Consider the following 18,861-nt stretch of genomic DNA (forward strand, 5'->3'; position numbering starts at 1 on the left):
TTTTATTGAGTAGAACATTAGAATTTATAGCTAACGCTCACACTATAGCCTTGACCAACTTCCTGTTCAAAACGCGTAACATCTACGCCATCATTATTTTCTTGAGTGATCTCATTTTTAGCATCTAGCAAGTTCTTTGCTTTAAACTTAACGGATAAGTCTTCTTGAATGTAATAAGTGTAGTTGAAGTCTAACGAGTCAAACGGTTGCTCATAAGAATCTGCGAAACCACTTGCGCCAGAAACGTATAGACGTTCTGAGAAAGTATTAAACGCTAGAGCAGCTGAGTGCTTACCATCTTCTGAATCAAAGCCTACTATAATGTTGGCCACAAAATCAGACGCTTGAGTCAATGGACGTACTGCATTTGTGACGTCACTTTCTACACCAGTGGCATCAATTTCGTTATTGAACAAGCTAGTAATATTACCTTGAACAAAGAACAAGGACCCAATATCACCAAGAAACTCAAGGTTTACCATCCATTCAACTTCTAAACCACTAATTTCTGCAGTGCCAGCGTTGAGTACTTCAGCTCGCAATTCATTACCTGTGGCGGTTTGTGAAAAGAGCTCTATTGGATTTTCGATATCTTTATGAAACAAACTAACTGTAAAGTTGTTTCCAGATTCAAAGAACCATTCTGCACGTAAGTCAATATTAGTAATATCTGATGGTGTCACACTAGAATTACCAGAAATAATGAAATCAGTTACAGGATCTCGGAACGACGTATCTACGATTTCACGCATATCTGGGCGAATAACGTTCTCACTCCACATCAAGTTTAGCTTGAAGGTCTCAGCCCAAAAATCATAAATCTTATACACTGCAGAAGCAGAAGGATAAATACCATCATCTTGGAAAATACCTTCAGGCAGTTCACCTTCAGTGAAACTGTTTGAATCAAGGTTAGGTAAAATAGGACTAGACACAGCCAATGGATTAAATATAGCACTCACTTGGCGATAGTCTTCAAATCGACTTCCTAACACAAGTGTCAGTTCGTCGTTCCAATCTATATTTACCTGACCGAACACCGCTTCAACCTTAGTCGCTGCTAAACTTGGACTAAATTCAGATGACTCAAGAGCCAACTCAAACCCATTATCTGCATTAGAAATGGCTTCATCAGAGAAACGAGTGGATATCGAGTCTGTGACAAGGGAGTTTACAATTGAACTACCGTCTATAGTTAATGTTAACTGGTCAGAAATACGGCCACGCTTATCAATACGTGTCCCCCCCGACAACTCAAAGGCCCAATCACCAGCATAAAGTGGAAGTTTCATTTCAAAACCAGAACTTTCTAACTGATCGTCAAGATCTAGGTTATCGAATTGCAAACCGTTACTAACAATCCCCCCTAAAGAGATATTAACATTGCTAAACTCGTTAGTAGTAGTATCACGACTAAACGTAGCTACAGACGTGAATGCGTTAGGAATTTCAGTGGTCGCATTTGAATCAGAGTAAAACCAAGTAAGCTCTAAATCATCCAAAAAGGTACTGTCTAAACCAATCAGGTCACGAGTATCTTCACCTAATATATGCCTACCAGAAAACTGATTAATTTCTAACTCTCTTTGCTCAAAAATACCTTCATAGTTACGGAAGCCACCACCACTGCTAAATCCAGAGGTGTCGTTATACTCATTAGACACAAAAGTTTCATCATCAGTATTACGAATAAAGAAATTCTTAGATTCAATAGAGTGGTCATATCCCCACTTTAGGGCGACCGCTGCGGTAACGGTTACACTGGTGTTTTGGGTACTTTTAGTGGTTTCGGTAAACTCTTCTTCAGGCTCTTCTAGTCTGCGGCTTATACGATCTTGTGTGCGAATAGATTCATCATAGTTAAGGGTAACTAGTCCGCCTAACGTAAACTCACCACCTATATCATAGGTATCCCCGATACCAACCTCAAAGCCCATATCTTGAACTGAACTGTCTTTTTCAGATATGTCTAGATCACGGTTAAACCCCAGTGCTAACTCTCTATTTAACGCTTCAGCTTGCTCAAAGGTAATAGCAGAGCCATTACGACTGGCTGTATCTTGAATTGCCGATGGACTTATATCTAAGTCACCATCGTTAATGAACGTGCTGCCTAAGGTAGAACTTACAATTGAAGGAAATGCACGGGTGCCATCTTCTTTACCAAAATCGTTGCCACCGGGGTAATCCAAATAGCTATCAGACAAGCTATTAATACCGCCGCTAGCGCCAATATAAGCCATAAAACTATCAGGAATAGCAGTGGTTCTTATATCTATGGCACCACCACCGAATACAGCGCTTTTATCTGCCGTGTAACCTTTCTGAACAGCAATGTCTGCCACTATAGCAGTTGGGAAAATATCCAACGGGATAACATTACGGGTCAAATCAGGCGAAGGCACAGCCGCGCCATTAAGGGTGACGTTTTGGTATCTTTCACCTAAGCCGCGGATATAAATAAATTTACCATCGACTAATGTTAGACCAGGCACACGACGCAAAGCATCAGCGATATTAGAATCACCAGCTCGCGATATTTGTTCTATGCCAAGAATATCTACTACTTTATCTGACTCTATACGTTCGGTAACAATAGATTCAGCAGCAGTTTGTAACCTACCTCGCACTAGGACTCTTTCTATCTCTTGCCCTATCTGCTGATTTATTTCAGCACCGAGCTGGTCCTGGGCTGAAACGGTAGTAGATATTATTGTTGAAAGTAGGCAAAGCGGAAATGCCGCTAATCCTGCCTTCGAAAAAGTTTTATTGATTGTCATCGGTGTTCACTCTTAATTAATCGTTACAATGCCCTTTACGAGAAAGGGCGCCGTGAAGCGCCCCATCACATAGGCTACGCCAATAAATCAGCGCCTTCGGTATTAACGATCGCCAGGAGTTTGACCGTCTTCGAACCAAAGTGCTTGACCGCGAGCACCATCAATTAAGCCATAAGTCCAACTAAGGTCATCAGCAGTAAATGTAGAACCTGCTGCAAAGCTAACAGCTGTGCCGTCGACCAGCATGTCAGCTTGAGTAACTGAGTAAAAACCACTTAAGATATTTGTTGTTACGCCTTCATCTGCACGTACAGTTACTTCAGAAGTAAGGTTTCCAGTGTCATCTAAGAATGCGTCAACTGTTCCAGAGAATGGACCAGCTGCTCCGTCTGCACGACGTGATACCGCGGTAGTATACTGGTCGCTTGATGTATCAACCGTGCCAAGATCTAAGTCGTCAGCAACCATGTCAGGACAAGCAAAGATATTTTCAGAAAAAGTTAATAACCCAGCAGCAACTTGAATAGCATCAATGTCATCTTCAGCTTGGAAACAGTAGTTGTTGTTTTCAGCTTCATCATCACCCGCATAAGCAGTAGTAATAATGGAGTTAGTGACAGTAAGTAAGTGACCTTCTTCGAAGTTAATACCAGCACCTGGGTCACCATTACCCGCTGTATCTTCATTTTTAGCTGAGCTAATACAGGTTAAGTTAGTGATAGTGGCACGACTTAAATAATCTTCGTCAAATACTGAATCTTCGTCACGAGTTGACGCACCATCAGACTCTACACAATGAGCACCAGTACGCGTTCCGATAGCAGCATCAATACCACCACCTTGAATGACTAATGCGTTAGTGATAGTGCCATAGTAACCATCATCGATATCGATTGAATCATCTTGCACATAAACAGCAACATAGTTTTCAACGTTTACACCGCCACCGAAGAATTCAATACCATCATCGATGTTTGAATAAATTTCTAGGTTAGAAACAGTTGTTTCACTACCAACAGCCCCAAAGGTAATACCGTTTAATTCATTACCAGGAGAAAGTGCAGAGCCAGCATGCTTAACAACTACGTAGCTAAGTTCACCAGAGTTATCTTCAGGTAATTCGCCACCGTAAGTTGTTTCATCATTACCGATTAACCCCTCTACAGCAATTGAACAATCTGCGTCAGTAACCAACTCAAGGGCGCTGCCTTCATCTAATGCAGAGTTTGGCTCGAATGCCCAACCAGATTCGTATTCACAACCGTTGGTAAAACCGAAACCGTTTATTACCATACCGCCCCAAGCACCGGTTTCTTCTGGAGTGATATTACCATCTATGTCAGTTTCAGAAGTAAAAGTCACAGGAGCAGTAGACGTACCTTCAGCTCGAATTTGAGAGCCACGGTTAATTACCACAGCCGTACCAGATTGAAACGCTAAGGTTGCACCCGCTTCAACAAATAAACTGGGGCCATCGCCACCTTCGGTAATACCTGCAGCAGCGGCGTCACTTAAACTGTCGTAGCTTTGACCTATGTATAAGCTTTCGTTGAAGATATGAGCGCCGTCATTTTCTAATGCAGAAAACGTTACGCTAGTAAGAATTGGATTTGAAGAGCTAACAAACTGAGAAGTATAACGGCAGTTATCATCTTCTTCTGTACCTTGTTGAAGTACACCTGACTCATCTGTATAAGACGCACAAACATTAGTATCGCCACCACCAGTTTCACCAGTAACACTATTGTCACTATTATCTGTGTAAGTACTATTATCGCTAGCATCTAAAACGATATCACCGCCACCACAACCAGCTAAAGCCATTGCTAAAACAAGTGCACTAACTTTAAAAGTATTATTTAGTTTCATTGTGTTCTCCAAACGAGAGTAAATTTATTAGAATTAAAAAACGGGAGCAGAGTAACGAAGCAGCATGACAGTTTTGTTACAGCAAGTAATTGTCACAAAACTTTAATATTAGGTATCGAAAAAGCTTATTTTATGAACTTTATCAATCAGAAAAATGATGGGTCAATTTATATAGTGCAAAAAAAAACCACTTGAAAACAAGTGGTTATAATTTTAAATTTTGTATAGTCAAATCGATAAAAAGGTATTCTATTTACCCTTTCCTATATTAGATTAGGGGGCAAATATCCCCTTTATCATAAAGAAGAACACAATAGAAAGCGCCGCACCAGCAGGTAGTGTAACTATCCAAGAGATAACAATATTACGCACTACCCCTAGGTTTATAGCAGCAATACCCCGAGCCATACCCACACCTAAAACCGCTCCAACCAATGTTTGCGTAGTTGATATAGGTAAACCTGTGCCTGAAGCAATAACAACAGTGGTTGCCGCTGCAAGTTCTGCAGCAAAGCCTCGACTAGGCGTTAAGTGGGTAATACCATTACCGATTGTTTTAATAACTTTGTGGCCAAATAAAGCCAAACCAAGCACAATTCCAATACCACCAAGGGGTAAAATCCACCAAACTAATGACGCACTAGAGCCAATCTCACCGCCACTATTTACTATGCTGACGACAGCGGCTAGAGGTCCAATGGCATTAGCAACATCATTTGAGCCATGGGCGAAGGCCATACAACAGGCACTCACTACCATTAACACAGCAAAGATTTTTTCAACATTGGCGTAATGGGTGGTTTTATTGGCGTTTTTATCGAACTTTAGGTTGTTGATCACTATTTTACCGCCAAAACCAACTAAGACAGCCATGCCGAATGCAATGAAATAACCAGTTGAACTCTCTATTTCTAAACCAACGTGCGATAAACCTTTTTTGATAGTAACCAAAGACATAATAAAACCAGCGGTCGCCATATAAAAAGGTACATAACGCTTAGCGTTGTCTATAGGATGTTCAGTATCAAAAATTAATTTTTGAGCACTTTGAAAAATTAGGTAAGCAATAAAACCCGATATTGCTGGAGTAATCACCCAACTCCCTACGATACCAGTAACTTTACCCCATTCCACTGCCTCAGAACTTACGCCAACAGCAGCAAAGCCTACAATAGCGCCTATAATCGAGTGGGTAGTAGATACTGGCCAACCTAAATAAGAAGCAAAAGCTAGCCACACCCCTGCAGCAAACAACGCCGAAATCATGCCGTAGACGAGTAATTCGGGTGTGTCGACAAAATAAGCAGCATCAATAATACCTTTACGTATAGTAGAGGTAACCTCTCCGCCTGCTAAATAAGCTCCAGCAAACTCAAATACCATGGCAATGAAAATGGCTTGTTTTATGGTAATCGCTTTAGAGCCAACCGATGTTCCCATCGCATTGGCCACATCGTTCGCACCAATACCCCAAGCCATTAAAAACCCAACCACAGCGGCAGTTACGATTAAAATAAAACCGTAAGTTTGTAAAATATCCATCAATAAATCTCTTAGTTGGCCAACATTAATTCAAGTCTTGAACCGACTCTCTCGGAAATGTCAGCCAACTCGCCAACCCATTCAATAATGCTATATAAAAACATCACATCCACCGGATTTAAGTCTTTTTCCAGTGCCAGTAAATTTCTACGTAAACTAATCTGTAAAGCGTCAGTATCATCTTCGATCAAATCTAATCGTTCGATCATATCCTCAACCAAGCGTAACTCACGGCCTTTAAAACCAGTCTCTAGCAAGTCGTCTAGTTCATTTATGACTTTCTTGGCCTGGTTAGTTGCATCTAAACAACGTTCTAGATATTCCATAAATGGCACTTGTAATTCTTCGGGTACCGCTAGTTGGCGCCCAAGAATACGACCAGAAATATCTTTAGCTTTATTAGCAATTTTGTCTTGCTGCGTCAGTAAATCTAAAACATCTTGACGTTGGATAGGCATGAAAATACCAGTAGGTAAGCTAACCCGTAACTCACGTTTAATAACATCGGCATCTTTTTCTAATTTAGAAATGACTTGTTGAGTGTCAGCAGCAACTTTCCAGTCTTGAGCATAAACAGCTTTAAAAAAAGGCAATAAACCTTGGCTACATTTGTAAACAAGATTGATATGATCTTCCAAGGGTTTTAGTGGTGATTTTGCAAACACCCCTAAAAATGAATTAATTGGCATAAAAGCTCTCTTTTACTTAAAAAAATCAGAACCCAAATGGGTCATTTTGAATATATGGCTATCCTAACCTATTTTACTAGGACAGTATTACCCACGAGTAGCAACTATTTAGCTCTCGTAAATAAAAAGTTAAAGGTTTGTCTAAAAAATCAACGAATAATAATTAAATATTATTAAACCCAAGCATAATGGTTTAGGCTAAAGCGCAATGATAGCGACTCTATTACGTGGATGTGACAGTTTTATGAAACCGATGATATTTACTTTAGTTGGACAAGATAAACCCGGATTAATAAGTGATTTAGCAAAAACTGTTTTTGATATGGGTGGCAACTGGTTAGGAAGTAACTTTTCTCATATGGCCGGACATTTTGCAGGTTTTGTTGAAGTCAATTTACCACAAGACAAACATTTAGATTTAATTGAATGTTTTTCGCAGCACCCAGACTTGAAGATTCATTTGTTAGCTGGAGATCTTGAGTCAAGCTCGCAGCAAAAGTCAGCTAAAATTGAAATTATGGGTAATGATAAAGCTGGGATTGTTCAAGAGCTAACACAAGTTCTGAGTCAGTTTAATTTAAATATTGTTAAGTTTGATTCGAATTTAGAAAGCGCCCCTAATTGGGGAGGTTCGTTATTTAAAGCACAAGCAACCATCACAATTGCAGAAGAATTTGATTTAGACAGTTTACGAGAAACCTTAGAAGCGGTTGCCAACGATTTAATGGTAGATATTGAGATTGAATAAAATTTAAAGGTAATTGTCATCTGGTTGTCACAATCTCATTAGACGATCAATACAATAAAAATAATCAATCAATAAGAGTTACAATGGCTGACAGTAAAAGTATTTTTTATCCTCGCGAATTAAGTTGGTTATCTTTCAATCAACGAGTCCTTCAAGAAGCAGCAGATAAAACAAACCCTATTATTGAGCGTATTCGGTTTCTTGGTATTTATTCAAACAATATGGATGAATTCTACCGAGTTAGGGTAGCTGACGTAAAACGTAAAATTTTTATTCACATGAATGAAGGTGATACAGAGCAAGCTGAGCAAACCAAAGAGTTGATGGAAGGGATCCAAGAAAAAGTATTAGGGATGACAGAAGACTTTGATAGAGTTCATTTAGATATTGTTAAAGGATTGGCCAGATACAACATATTTTTACTTGGTGAAGAAGATTTAAATGATTACCACACAGAGTGGCTTACCAATTACTTTAAAAATAAAATTCTTCGGCACATCGCTCCCGTACTATTGAACAAAAAAGTAAAGTTAGTTTCTCGTTTGAATGACTCAGCCACCTACCTGTATGTCAGCATCCATAAAAATGATAAAGCCATTGCGTATTCGGTTATCGAAGTTCCTAGTCAAAACATGTCTCGGTTTGTAGTCATTCCTCCAGAGAAAAGCCGTAAAAAGAAATACATTATATTATTAGACGATATCATTCGTTTAAACCTAGAAAGTATATTTAAAGGGTTTATTGAGTTCGACCACTTAGAAGCCTATTCATTTAAAATGACTCGAGATTCTGAGTACTCTATTAATGACGAAATTGACGAAAGTTACGTTGATAAAATGTCTGACAGTATGAAACAAAGGCTAATAGCTGAGCCTGTGCGAGTAGTGCATGATGCAAGAATGCCTACAGAAATGCTTAAAGATTTAAAAAAGCGCCTTAAAATCTCCTCTTATGATAGTTTAATTCCTAGTGGTGCTTACCGTAACTTTAAAGACTTTATTGGTTTTCCAAATATCGGCCGCGACTATCTCGAAAACAAAAAACTTCCCGCACTAACTTCGAAAGACTTTTCAGAATACGATACTGTTTTTGATGCCATCACAGCCAAAGACATTCTGCTTTATTATCCATACCATCGCTTTTTACATGTTACTGAGTTTTTAAGGCAAGCAGCTTTTGACCCAAGTGTTAAACACATACGCTTAAATATTTATCGGGTTGCGAGTAAGTCACGGGTGATTAGTTCTTTAATTGATGCTGTTGATAACGGCAAGAAAGTGACTGTAGTGGTTGAACTGCGCGCGCGTTTCGATGAAGAGAACAACATAGAATGGGCTAAAACCCTCACAGATGCCGGCGTTAAAGTTGCGTTTGGCATGCCTTCTTTAAAAATTCATAGTAAGTTATGTGTGGTGACCCGAGAAGAAAAGGGTGAGCTAGTTAACTACGCTCACTTTGGTACAGGTAACTTCAACGAAAAAACCGCTAAAATATATACAGATTTCAGCCTGTTTACCCGTAACCAAGAACTGGCTAATGAGGCCAGAGCGGTATTCACCTTTATTGAACAGCCCTACAGAAGACAGAAATTCCAGCATTTACAAGTGTCTCCCCTTAACGCGAGGACAAAAATTCAATTGTTAGTACGTCAAGAGATCCAAAATGCTAACGAAGGATTAAAATCAGGGATCATCTTAAAAATTAATAATTTAGATGATAGATTACTGATTGATGATTTATATAAAGCCAGCCAAGCTGGCGTAAAAATTAAAGCCATTATTCGCGGTATGTGTTCATTAGTACCGGGCGTAAAAGGCGTAAGTGAAAACATTAGTATTATAAGTGTGGTAGACCGTTTTTTAGAGCACCCTAGAGTGCTAGTGTTTGAAAACGCTGGGGAGCCCAAAGTGTTTATTTCATCAGCTGACTGGATGACTCGCAACATGGATTTTAGAATTGAAGTGGGTTGCCCAATTTATGATACTGATTTAAAAGCGAAAGTGATCGATATACTTAACCTGCAGTTGAGAGACACGTTAAAAGCGCGGGTGATTAATGAAAAGCAAACGAACCCCTACGTTGCCCGAGGTAACCGCAAAAAATTACGCTCACAAATAGAAACATACAAATACCTAAAAGCCATAGAAAAGGGTGACAATGCCTAATGTAAACTCAGCTTTCGACAGTGTCGAAGTTCGCGATAGTAGTAAAGTAGCCGCCTTAGATATTGGCTCAAACAGCTTTCATCTGGTGGTAGCTCGAATCGTTGCGGGTTCAGTACAGATATTACACCGCGTCAAACAAAAAGTCCGTTTGGCGGATGGTCTAGGTAAAGACGGAGTATTATCTGAGGAAGCAATACAGCGGGGCTTAAAAACACTGGAAGTGATTGCTGAAAGTTTACAAGGGTTTGAACCAGAAAACGTGCGCGTTGTGGCAACCTATACACTACGCAAAGCCAAAAATGCTAAAGACTTTTTGAAGGCCGCCAAGGCTGTCTTTCCGTTTCCAATTGAAGTAATCGCAGGGGTTGAAGAAGCTCGACTAATCTATCAAGGTGTCGCCCATACCAACCATCAACAAGGCCAACGCTTGATTGTAGACATAGGCGGAGGATCCACAGAATTTATAATAGGCGAAGCCTTTGAGCCTAAAATTCTCCGTAGTTTGCAAATGGGGTGTGTGAGTTACACTAATCGTTTTTTTAAAAATGGGGAGCTTAAGCCTAAAAACTTTCTGAAGGCTATAACAAGTGCCCAGCAAGAATTAGAAATGATCGATAAACAATATCGACAATTAGGGTGGAAAACCTGTATCGGTACCTCCGGCACAATTAAAGTAATCATTGAATTAGCGTCTCATTTAGACAGTACAACTCCTGAGAATTCCGTATCTAAAAGTGATTTGTACGCCTTAATGGACCTGTGTTGTGATGCAGGTAATAGTGAAAACTTAAAATTAGAAGGGCTATCAATAGACAGGCAACCCGTATTAGCTGCTGGATTATCTATTTTAATTGCTGTTTTCAACAGTCTAAAAATTGAAGCTATGGAGTTCTCCCCGGCAGCCTTACGAGAAGGTGTGTTGTATGAAATGGAAGATCACCTTCAACACTTGGACATTCGGGAACGCAGCGCTCAGAGCCTTGCCACACGGTATGATGTTGATGTAGAGCACGCTAAGCGTGTATTCAACACCACCATGGCTCTCTACCAAGAATGCAAAAAAGCTTGGAAAATAGACAACAAAGAATTAAAAAATTTATTAGGGTGGGCGGCACTTTTACATGAAGTGGGTTTACAAATAAACACCCGAGGTATTCAACGACACTCAGCCTACATTTTACAAAATATTGAGTTGCCAGGATTTGGTCAAGAGCAACAAAATCTTTTAGCCTCTTTGGTGAGATTTCATCGTAAAAAAATTAGAGTGGATGAAATTCCAGAATTTACTATTTTAGGCCAAGAGCAAGTGCATAAACTTATGACCTTATTACGTCTAGGAGTACTCTTAAATATTAAGCGCCAAGATAATATTTTACCTGAGTTAAGTATCACCACCAAAGGTGAAACCGTAACGCTGAGACTTCCTGAAAACTGGTTGCAAAACAAACCTGTATTCAGTGCCGATCTTGAACGAGAGTGTAATTACCTAAAAGAGTTAAATTTTACTTTGGAATACAACTAAATAACTATAAATCTAGGAAAGCTATAAGTTTTATGGCGAATAACTTTTCTGAAGCTAATTAGTAATGGCAGCCTAATATTTACATGGGTTCGGCTACCATTTCAAAATTCTAAACAACTATAAAATAGAGTTAATCAAGCAGTCCATCAGCACGTATACGGCTTTCTTCATTAACTAAATGGGCGGCAGTTACTTTACCATATAGGTCTTTGACTCTATACATACTGCTTATGACTCCAGGTTGCTCAGTAAAAGACATAATAAGTAACAAACGGTCTTCATCTCCGAGGTTTTCTGTTACTTGATGCAGCGAAAAACGTCCCAAGAAAAACTGCAAGTCACCCGCGTTTAGCTCTAGTCTTTTGACTCTGGATCGATCTCCGTCTAGTACCTTTTTAACCTCATCATAACATTCATCATTAGGCGTACGTAACCCAGGAACATATTCAAAATGTCCGCCTTTAGCGGCAGGTTTAAGTAGCATAGTTATGGTGAATTCGTTGGTGTCAAAGTGCCAATTAAACTGCTGGCCTTTTTTGCCCACGTTTACAATCATGTTTGAAATTGGGTCTTCATAGATAAACAATTCAGGCTTATCAAGACAATCTGCTAAAAACTGCTTCAATGGCTCCCAATAATAGAGTCGCCTAGAAGCTGACTCATCATCAAAAGTGTCGGCGCGAACAAAACCGTTAGTTCGCGGCATAAAAATATTTCTAGGATGCTCTTTAGATTGACTCTCATCAGGGCTTCCTAAGTAGACATTACAGTCTTTTTTAGGCGAATAATAAGCATCTGGTTTACGCTGATTTGCTTCATCAAGTAAGGCATTTAGTCCTTCTTCACTGAAAAAGTTTCTCACCACCGCACAGCCATCCACAGCCAATTGTGCCCGAACCTGCTCTATTACTCCTTGTCTTTTAGGGTTATCGACTTCATCGATTGGATAGTTAGATTGATCGATAATCTCTTTACAAGATAATGACTGCGCCATATTTATTACCTTAAGTTAATTTGAAGCTAAATTAATAGAGTAATGCTAAAAACATATTCATTTTAAGCACCCATTTATATACACATCACATTGCATTATGGCTTCTTCAGCTCGTATGTCGTTTTCTTCAGAAGCCATGCTATTCCATAAACCGTTTATAAAAATAAATAGCCCACGAGCAGCTTCTTCAGGCTGAAGACGTAAAGGCTGCTCTGCAGCTAATAGCTTAAAAAGTGGAGCAACGGTATTGATAAACTTTTGTGTAGACAGCCTAATTGGTTCTTGATACGCCTTATTAAATCGACTGGCATTGCTATAGGCTTGCCACGCAGCAGCCATCTCCCAGGTGTATACAGGTGCCTGAAAACTACTATTAGCAATATCGTGTATTCTTGTTATTGCACTTAGGTTGTCATCTTTAGCAATAGCGTCTTTAAAACTTTGTGCTTCGTTAAATAAATTACTTAACGCCGCCACCAACAGGTCTTCTTTATTATCAAAGTAGTGTGTAATCAAACCTCGAGAAGCATCGGCTTCTGCGCAAATTCGCGCCACTGTAGCTCCTTCGATATCAAATTTAGCAACCGTTACCAAAGCTGCCCTCAAGAGTGCTTTTTCTCTAAACACTCTAATTTCTGCTTGAGTTCTTCTGATTTTTTGCTGTTTAGTGACTAGACTCATATAACCTTCAAAAATAAAAGTTGGACGACCAACAAATTAATTTTGAGAATATATTTAATTGATAATTAAAAGTCAATGAATATGGATGATCAAAAATCAAACATTATCTTTTTTGTAAAAAGCGAAACCTGTAATTTGTGAAAAACAACAGGCCTTAGAGCTTTAAAAGGTTAACTTGATTGAACTGCTTTACGAATTGAAGTTACGAATAATACAAAGGAAAGTACGCAGCAAAACCCTACAAAGGATCCAAATACCTGGGTAGGGTTTTCAGATAAAACGTCTAAAAAGGATGTTAAAAACTGCCCAGAAAACACAGCCATAGTAAAATACGAGAGATTTTTACCACGAACTTTATAACTGCTACGCTCAACCGTCATATGGTTTAGCAAAGGAATGCTAAAACCGAATCCTATTCCGCTAAAGATAGCACCAACAATTAATAGAATTAAATCGGATTGTACAAAACACAAATAAGCACTGCCATAGGCTATAAAGGCCGTAGATAAAAGCTTAGACTCACCCAACACTTTACTTAACCTCGGCATAAAGCTCGCAGCAATTACCGCTACAAAAGAAATAGAAGAAAGCAAAATCCCAACTTGTCGTTCATCATAACCTAGTGTGTGCATGGTCAATGGAAGCAACACAAAGATAGTAAAAAACGTGCCCGTAGATAGAACTGAAAGCAAATAGATACTGTTTAAAGACAAACCATCAGAAGTAACTTTCTCGTTATTTTCAGTCTCTTTTGTATCCAATAAGGTATGAGAATGCCTAGGAACATAAAGCAGCAACATTATTAAAAACAACCAAGCAGCTAGGTATAAAAGAAATGGTAAAGCCCTGTATTTGGCTGCTAGCATCCCACCGAAAAACAAGAATATTACTCCGCCAAACTCAATAGCCATGCCCTGTTTAGCTATCATAATCAGTCTTTGTTGCCCCTGAAACCACTGAGAAATAAGTACAGTGCTACTAGCCATTACCAGTGCAGTTAAACCACCTAGCAATAACCTATTTGTGAATACCCAAAAGGCCCCCTATAGAAATATAGCGCCAACCCCAACTAATCCATACAAAAACATACCTATAATCACTGAGGGGTAAGCACCGTATTTATCAATTAATTTTCCAGCTATGGGGGAAAAAATAACCGCCCCTAAAGCAGGCAGTGTTATCAGTAAAATAGCATTATCAGCTACGCCTAATTGTACTGAAATACTTATCATGCCGGGGGCGACGATAGAGCCCACCATAATAGTGAGAGAGGCAATGCAAAGTAAGGTGGCGCTGCCTAAAGTAGAAAGTTTGTTCATTCATTACCCAGTTTATTTTTGTTATGTATGTAAGGTTTTTAAGCCTGTTGAGCACGGCAATTAAATATGGCACTCATACTAATAAACACCAATGACACAGCAATTACGCCATGCCACTGATACAACGCAAAAGCTTTTACTCCTGCGATTGAACCAAGCGCTCCACCTATGTAATAACCCAGCATATAGATACCATTAACTCTACTTTGTGCCGTTTCATCAATATTAAAGACTCGCACTTGGTTAGAGACTTGGGCACTAAACACGCCAAAATCGATAAGAATAATCCCAATGATTAGTGCCATTAAATTGCTAGCAAATATACCCGTCACAATAAAACCTATGGCAATTAATAACAGGGATAACATAATCAGAGTTTTAGAACCTAAAACATTAACCCACCTACCTGATACTTTTGCGCCTATTACGCCTGCCAATGCAATTACGCCGAAAAGGCCAGCTTGTTGTGCGTTGTAATTAAAAGGGTCATTACTTACGTAGATTGCAAGAGTTGCCCAAAGTACGTTAAAAGCGGCAAACCAGAATGCCCCCGCTAAGGTAAAGTGTTGTAATGCTTTATGTCGTTTAAAAAGGCTCAATGTACTTTGCAATAAGGGCCAATAACGCAAGTTACTTTGAGGTTTGTTTACAGGCAAAAATACATACAATAACAGACCAAATAAGACTGCAACTAACCCTGACATAATATAAACACCCCGCCAGCCAAAGTGCTCAGCAACAAATCCGCTGGCAGTTCTCGACAATAATATGCCTAAAGTAAGGCCCATCATTAAGGTACCTAAGGTAGCTGCCTTGTCTTTAGCTTTAACAATTGAAGCGGCAAATGGAATAAGTTGCTGTGTAATATTGGCGCCCAATCCAATAAAAAACATAGCAGTGACGATAGCAGCAAAATTTGGCGCAAAAGCGGTTAGAGAACTTGCCACAACTAGCACCAATGACAGCACGGCAATAAGCTGTCTCCTGGCTATAGAGTCACCTAAAGGCGAGATAAACAACAGAGCAATGGCGTAACCGAACTGGTTTAAAGCCGGGATAATACCCAGCTCAGACATATCTAGGTCAAATTCTCTGGCAATTAAGGGCAAAATAGGCTGTACATAGTATAGATTTGCAGCGGTCACCGCGATGGCTGTTGTCATGAGTAACAGCAAGGGCTGGGTTAAGTTGTTGTGCACATCATGAATTTTCATGAGTTTCTCAAGGTAATTAAGTTGCATCCAGCATATCGACAACCAACCTATAACAAAAATGCTATTATTTGATAGATTCCATACAATAATTGCATCAATGGTGAACCATGGATATAAAAATACTATCAAGCTTCATTGCCGTTTCTAAACACAAAAGCTTTTCTGAAGCAGCAAAAGAGCTACATACAGTACAACCCGCTATAAGCCGACATATATCAGCATTAGAAAATGAGCTAGGTGTTAGCTTGTTTAAGCGAAATTCTAGGGACGTGGCTATCACAGCAGCAGGACAGCAATTATTAAAAGACGCTCAGGAAATCATCGCCTTAACAGAGCAAGCTAAAATACAAGTTCAGCGTACCCATAAAGGTCAACTAGGTACCCTTAGAATCGCCCATTTAAGCTCTGCTTGCTTAACCTTTATGGCCAAGCTAGTTCGGACATATAAGTTACACTATCCTCAGGTACATGTTGTTTTATATGAAATGACAGCCACAGAACAAATAGATGCATTTAAAAATCAACGTATCGATATTGGATTTTCTAGGCCACTACCAAACTCAATACAAGACGAGTTCATATATCATGTTATATACATTGATAAACTGGTGGCAATCGTTAATGACACACACGCACTAGCAGCTCACGAGACTATCAAATTGTCGGAATTAATTAACGAAGATTTTATTATATTTAACCGAGATGAAGCGTTAGGCTTATTTGACGAGACTATTTCGATTTGTAAATCAGCTGGTTTTTCGCCCAATATCGTTAGTCAGCCTAAACATATGCAAACCCTAGTAACCGAAGTAGCAGCTGGATTAGGGGTCGCCATTGCCCCAAATTGTGTGAGTAAACTTTACAGTTCAGCTTGCCACTTTTTAGAGCTAGAGTCGGTAACCACTGAAATTCCTGTTGAGCTGCATTATAAAAATAGCAGCGCTACCGTGGATGCATTTTTAGAGATAACACTAAAAGCAATTCCAGAAATCAGACAGAGTATGGGGGAATTGCTCTAGAGATTAGTTATGCACTTTGATTTTAACTTACACCGCATCCACATCTAACTTGTACCCCACCCCATAGACAGATTGGATCCAATCTTGATTCCCAATTACAGCTATTTTCTTTCTAAGCTTTTTAATATGGCTATCTATGGTTCTATCGCTCACAATACGATGATCGCTATAACACGTCGTCATCAGTTGCTCTCGAGAAAATATCCTACCGGGCTCTGAGCTTAGCAATACCATCATTTCAAACTCAACCGCAGTTAGAGCAATAGATTGCTGACCAATAGACATAACTAAACGGTGAGTATCAAGCTCAAATGGGAGTAAACTTTTAGTTTGTGGATTAGCACGCCTTAAGACAGCTTTGACTCTAGCAACTACCTCTTTGGGGCTAAATGGTTTACATATATAGTCGTCTGCGCCAATCTCTAGCCCTATCAAACGGTCAACTTCTTCAACTTTAGCTGTAACCATTAAAATAGGGACTTGGCTTGTTGTACGAATTGACTTACAAATATCTAGGCCACTTTTACCTGGCAACATCAGATCTAATAAAATCACATCGGCTTTGTTTTCATCTAACCATGGCTCAACAGAAGGCCCGTCATGTAAACAACTGGTTTCAAAATTCGATAAATTTAAATAATCAGCTAAAAGTGAGGCTAACTTTTTCTCATCTTCGACAATAAGAACATGAGGTTGTGTTTCCATATCTATTTCACTCCAAGGGTAAGATAATTTTAATGCCTAAACCGCCAACTTCTGAAGAGAAAGCTGTAATTTTTCCATGATGAGCTTCGACAATTTTTTTACATATCGATAACCCTAAACCACTTCCACCCGTCTTTCTATTTCTAGAGTTTTCCACTCTAAATAAATGCTCGAATAGTTGTGGAAGATCATGCTCATCCACACCTTGTCCATTATCTTCAAAAAATATTTGTGCTTCTTTTGAACCACCATTTTCTAGAAGCTTCATAGTAATTTTAAGTAAATCGCCGTCGACAGCATATTTGGCCACATTACTTAACAAGTTGCTAAAAAGTTGCTTCAATCGAGTAACATCAGCGTAAACAGGGATACTTGTGTGTTGTGGTATTAACTCAACTTTAATACCCTTGTCAGACAACACAGTTTCAAATTGATTCGACACTTCTTCAATTATAGGTAGTAACTCTACCCAACTCTTGCGATAGTGCATCGTCCCTAAGTCACTTCTTGTCAATTCATGTAGGTCATTTAGCAATTGTTCTAATTGGTTTATTTCTTCAAGTGAAGATTGAATCCTCTCCATAGACAAAGGCCTAACACCATCAATCATGGACTCCATTTCACCTTTTAGAACCGCGACTGGTGTACGCAATTCATGGGAAATATCGGCCAACCAACGTTTACGAGCCTCCTCATTTTGCTCTAAAGTGACGGCCAACTCATTAAAATCTCGGGTAAGTTGAGCAAACTCATCTTTACGTTTTAAATTTATACGTTGCTCATATTGCCCTGAGGTAAGTTTACTCATAGACGTTGTGAGGATCTTGATTGGATCAACAAAGTGTTTAGCTAGAGGCAGAGCCACTAATATTGCGATAATTATTAAGCCCAGCGCGATAAGTAATACATACATTTGCTGCTGTTCTACAAAACTCAGCTCATAGCCAGCAGTCAACTCGTTATGTCTCGATACAGCTAAATATCCAACCACTTTATCGTTTACAACAATATCAAGATATCCAAATTCAGACTGCTTACGATATATGCCCGCTACTAATTCTTTGTTTGGATCAAGTAAAGCGTAAGTAACTGCATGGGGCGGTGGCCTGTCAAAATCAAATCTCTCAGAAAAAGAGTTTGGCCGACTCCCCCCAGGTCTCATACCTGGGGGCCTCCTTTCACCAAAGCTAGGTCTGTCGCCCCTTGGTGGAACAAAAATAGCAGAGTCATCGCTATGAATATGTTTATCTACAAGGTTCTTAAAATAAAAATGATCACTATTTAATAATTCCCAAGAACCTTTTTCTTGGTATAACTCTTGAAGTGATATAACTAAACTATCAAGTGCATCTAACTCTTTCTTATTAACGTAGTCAATCATACCCTTGCCGATACTCCATTGCATAACGAGTACTTGAGCAGTGACCAAGACAACACTTGTCACAAAAAATATTGCAAACAGCTTATTTTGGATACGCATATAACTACGCCAACTCCATTTGATAAATTAAAAATAGTAAATTAACGAAACAGGCTATCTCTTAGGTCTATTGAAGTCACCTTCAGAACGTACAATCCTTATTATTTGCACAATAATGACAACTTGGGAGGGTT

15 protein-coding genes are annotated in these 18,861 nt (G+C 39.3%); 4 read left to right on the forward strand and 11 right to left on the reverse strand.

The window, feature by feature from the left end:
• Positions 1–17 precede the first annotated feature (17 nt).
• The 4 genes from ABJE44_RS09950 to ABJE44_RS09965 form a co-directional block, all read right to left on the reverse strand.
• Positions 18–2,780, reverse strand: a complete 2,763-nt coding sequence (locus ABJE44_RS09950) for a TonB-dependent receptor (protein WP_348111889.1) — start codon at positions 2,778–2,780, stop codon at positions 18–20.
• A gap of 102 nt (positions 2,781–2,882) precedes the next feature.
• Positions 2,883–4,649: a hypothetical protein gene (locus ABJE44_RS09955; RefSeq protein ID WP_348111890.1), complete on the reverse strand. Its 1,767-nt coding sequence runs from the start codon at positions 4,647–4,649 to the stop codon at positions 2,883–2,885.
• Between the two features lie 273 nt (positions 4,650–4,922).
• Positions 4,923–6,191, reverse strand: a complete 1,269-nt coding sequence (locus ABJE44_RS09960) for an inorganic phosphate transporter (protein WP_348111891.1) — start codon at positions 6,189–6,191, stop codon at positions 4,923–4,925.
• Between the two features lie 11 nt (positions 6,192–6,202).
• Positions 6,203–6,880: a TIGR00153 family protein gene (locus ABJE44_RS09965; protein ID WP_348111892.1), complete on the reverse strand. Its 678-nt coding sequence runs from the start codon at positions 6,878–6,880 to the stop codon at positions 6,203–6,205.
• A gap of 244 nt (positions 6,881–7,124) precedes the next feature.
• Between ABJE44_RS09965 and ABJE44_RS09970 the strand changes: the two genes are divergently transcribed.
• The 3 genes from ABJE44_RS09970 (at position 7,125) to ppx (ending at position 11,315) form a co-directional block, all read left to right on the forward strand.
• Positions 7,125–7,628, forward strand: coding sequence for an ACT domain-containing protein (locus tag ABJE44_RS09970; RefSeq protein WP_348111893.1), 504 nt, complete (start codon positions 7,125–7,127; stop codon positions 7,626–7,628).
• An 83-nt stretch (positions 7,629–7,711) separates the two neighbouring features.
• On the forward strand, positions 7,712–9,793 hold the full coding sequence (gene ppk1 / locus ABJE44_RS09975) for a polyphosphate kinase 1 (RefSeq protein WP_348111894.1): 2,082 nt from the start codon (positions 7,712–7,714) through the stop codon (positions 9,791–9,793).
• Complete coding sequence (ppx, locus tag ABJE44_RS09980) at positions 9,786–11,315, forward strand: exopolyphosphatase (protein WP_348111895.1); 1,530 nt, start codon at positions 9,786–9,788, stop codon at positions 11,313–11,315. The genes ppk1 and ppx overlap by 8 nt, the downstream gene beginning before the upstream one ends.
• A 130-nt stretch (positions 11,316–11,445) precedes the next feature.
• Here the strand turns inward: ppx and ABJE44_RS09985 are convergent, their stop codons facing one another.
• The 5 genes from ABJE44_RS09985 to ABJE44_RS10005 form a co-directional block, all read right to left on the reverse strand.
• The gene (locus ABJE44_RS09985) at positions 11,446–12,309 is read right to left on the reverse strand and encodes a hypothetical protein (protein WP_348111896.1); all 864 of its coding nucleotides are present in this window, start codon (positions 12,307–12,309) and stop codon (positions 11,446–11,448) included.
• Between the two features lie 57 nt (positions 12,310–12,366).
• Positions 12,367–12,990: a TetR family transcriptional regulator gene (locus ABJE44_RS09990; RefSeq protein ID WP_348111897.1), complete on the reverse strand. Its 624-nt coding sequence runs from the start codon at positions 12,988–12,990 to the stop codon at positions 12,367–12,369.
• A gap of 170 nt (positions 12,991–13,160) precedes the next feature.
• The gene (locus ABJE44_RS09995; RefSeq protein WP_348111898.1) at positions 13,161–13,976 is read right to left on the reverse strand and encodes an MFS transporter; all 816 of its coding nucleotides are present in this window, start codon (positions 13,974–13,976) and stop codon (positions 13,161–13,163) included.
• 57 nt (positions 13,977–14,033) lie between these two features.
• The gene (locus ABJE44_RS10000) at positions 14,034–14,309 is read right to left on the reverse strand and encodes a hypothetical protein (RefSeq protein ID WP_348111899.1); all 276 of its coding nucleotides are present in this window, start codon (positions 14,307–14,309) and stop codon (positions 14,034–14,036) included.
• 38 nt (positions 14,310–14,347) lie between these two features.
• The gene (locus ABJE44_RS10005) at positions 14,348–15,523 is read right to left on the reverse strand and encodes an MFS transporter (protein ID WP_348111900.1); all 1,176 of its coding nucleotides are present in this window, start codon (positions 15,521–15,523) and stop codon (positions 14,348–14,350) included.
• Positions 15,524–15,630: 107 nt separating this feature from the next.
• On the opposite strand from ABJE44_RS10005, the gene ABJE44_RS10010 reads away from it, so the two are divergent.
• Positions 15,631–16,542, forward strand: coding sequence for a LysR family transcriptional regulator (locus tag ABJE44_RS10010; protein WP_348111901.1), 912 nt, complete (start codon positions 15,631–15,633; stop codon positions 16,540–16,542).
• A gap of 27 nt (positions 16,543–16,569) precedes the next feature.
• Here the strand turns inward: ABJE44_RS10010 and ABJE44_RS10015 are convergent, their stop codons facing one another.
• Both ABJE44_RS10015 and ABJE44_RS10020 read right to left on the reverse strand, forming a co-directional pair.
• Entirely contained in the window at positions 16,570–17,247 is a 678-nt protein-coding gene (locus tag ABJE44_RS10015) for a response regulator (RefSeq protein WP_348111902.1), read from the reverse strand.
• A 7-nt stretch (positions 17,248–17,254) separates the two neighbouring features.
• The gene (locus tag ABJE44_RS10020) at positions 17,255–18,727 is read right to left on the reverse strand and encodes an ATP-binding protein (protein ID WP_348111903.1); all 1,473 of its coding nucleotides are present in this window, start codon (positions 18,725–18,727) and stop codon (positions 17,255–17,257) included.
• Between the last annotated feature and the right edge of the window lie 134 nt (positions 18,728–18,861).

The organism is Paraglaciecola sp., from assembly GCF_039942875.1.
In the GTDB taxonomy this organism is placed as follows: Bacteria; Pseudomonadota; Gammaproteobacteria; order Enterobacterales; family Alteromonadaceae; genus Paraglaciecola.

Bases quoted from the DNA above. Each gene is read 5' to 3' on its own strand.
- ABJE44_RS09950 (WP_348111889.1), bottom strand. From the start codon at position 2,780: ATGACAATCAATAAAACTTTTTCGAAGGCAGGATTAGCGGCATTTCCG.
- ABJE44_RS10010 (WP_348111901.1), top strand. From the start codon at position 15,631: ATGGATATAAAAATACTATCAAGCTTCATTGCCGTTTCTAAACACAAA.
- ABJE44_RS10015 (WP_348111902.1), bottom strand. From the start codon at position 17,247: ATGGAAACACAACCTCATGTTCTTATTGTCGAAGATGAGAAAAAGTTA.
- ppx (WP_348111895.1), top strand. From the start codon at position 9,786: ATGCCTAATGTAAACTCAGCTTTCGACAGTGTCGAAGTTCGCGATAGT.
- ABJE44_RS10005 (WP_348111900.1), bottom strand. From the start codon at position 15,523: ATGAAAATTCATGATGTGCACAACAACTTAACCCAGCCCTTGCTGTTA.
- ABJE44_RS09960 (WP_348111891.1), bottom strand. From the start codon at position 6,191: ATGGATATTTTACAAACTTACGGTTTTATTTTAATCGTAACTGCCGCT.
- ABJE44_RS09970 (WP_348111893.1), top strand. From the start codon at position 7,125: ATGAAACCGATGATATTTACTTTAGTTGGACAAGATAAACCCGGATTA.
- ABJE44_RS09955 (WP_348111890.1), bottom strand. From the start codon at position 4,649: ATGAAACTAAATAATACTTTTAAAGTTAGTGCACTTGTTTTAGCAATG.
- ABJE44_RS10020 (WP_348111903.1), bottom strand. From the start codon at position 18,727: ATGCGTATCCAAAATAAGCTGTTTGCAATATTTTTTGTGACAAGTGTT.
- ABJE44_RS09985 (WP_348111896.1), bottom strand. From the start codon at position 12,309: ATGGCGCAGTCATTATCTTGTAAAGAGATTATCGATCAATCTAACTAT.
- ABJE44_RS10000 (WP_348111899.1), bottom strand. From the start codon at position 14,309: ATGAACAAACTTTCTACTTTAGGCAGCGCCACCTTACTTTGCATTGCC.
- ABJE44_RS09995 (WP_348111898.1), bottom strand. From the start codon at position 13,976: ATGGCTAGTAGCACTGTACTTATTTCTCAGTGGTTTCAGGGGCAACAA.
- ppk1 (WP_348111894.1), top strand. From the start codon at position 7,712: ATGGCTGACAGTAAAAGTATTTTTTATCCTCGCGAATTAAGTTGGTTA.
- ABJE44_RS09965 (WP_348111892.1), bottom strand. From the start codon at position 6,880: ATGCCAATTAATTCATTTTTAGGGGTGTTTGCAAAATCACCACTAAAA.
- ABJE44_RS09990 (WP_348111897.1), bottom strand. From the start codon at position 12,990: ATGAGTCTAGTCACTAAACAGCAAAAAATCAGAAGAACTCAAGCAGAA.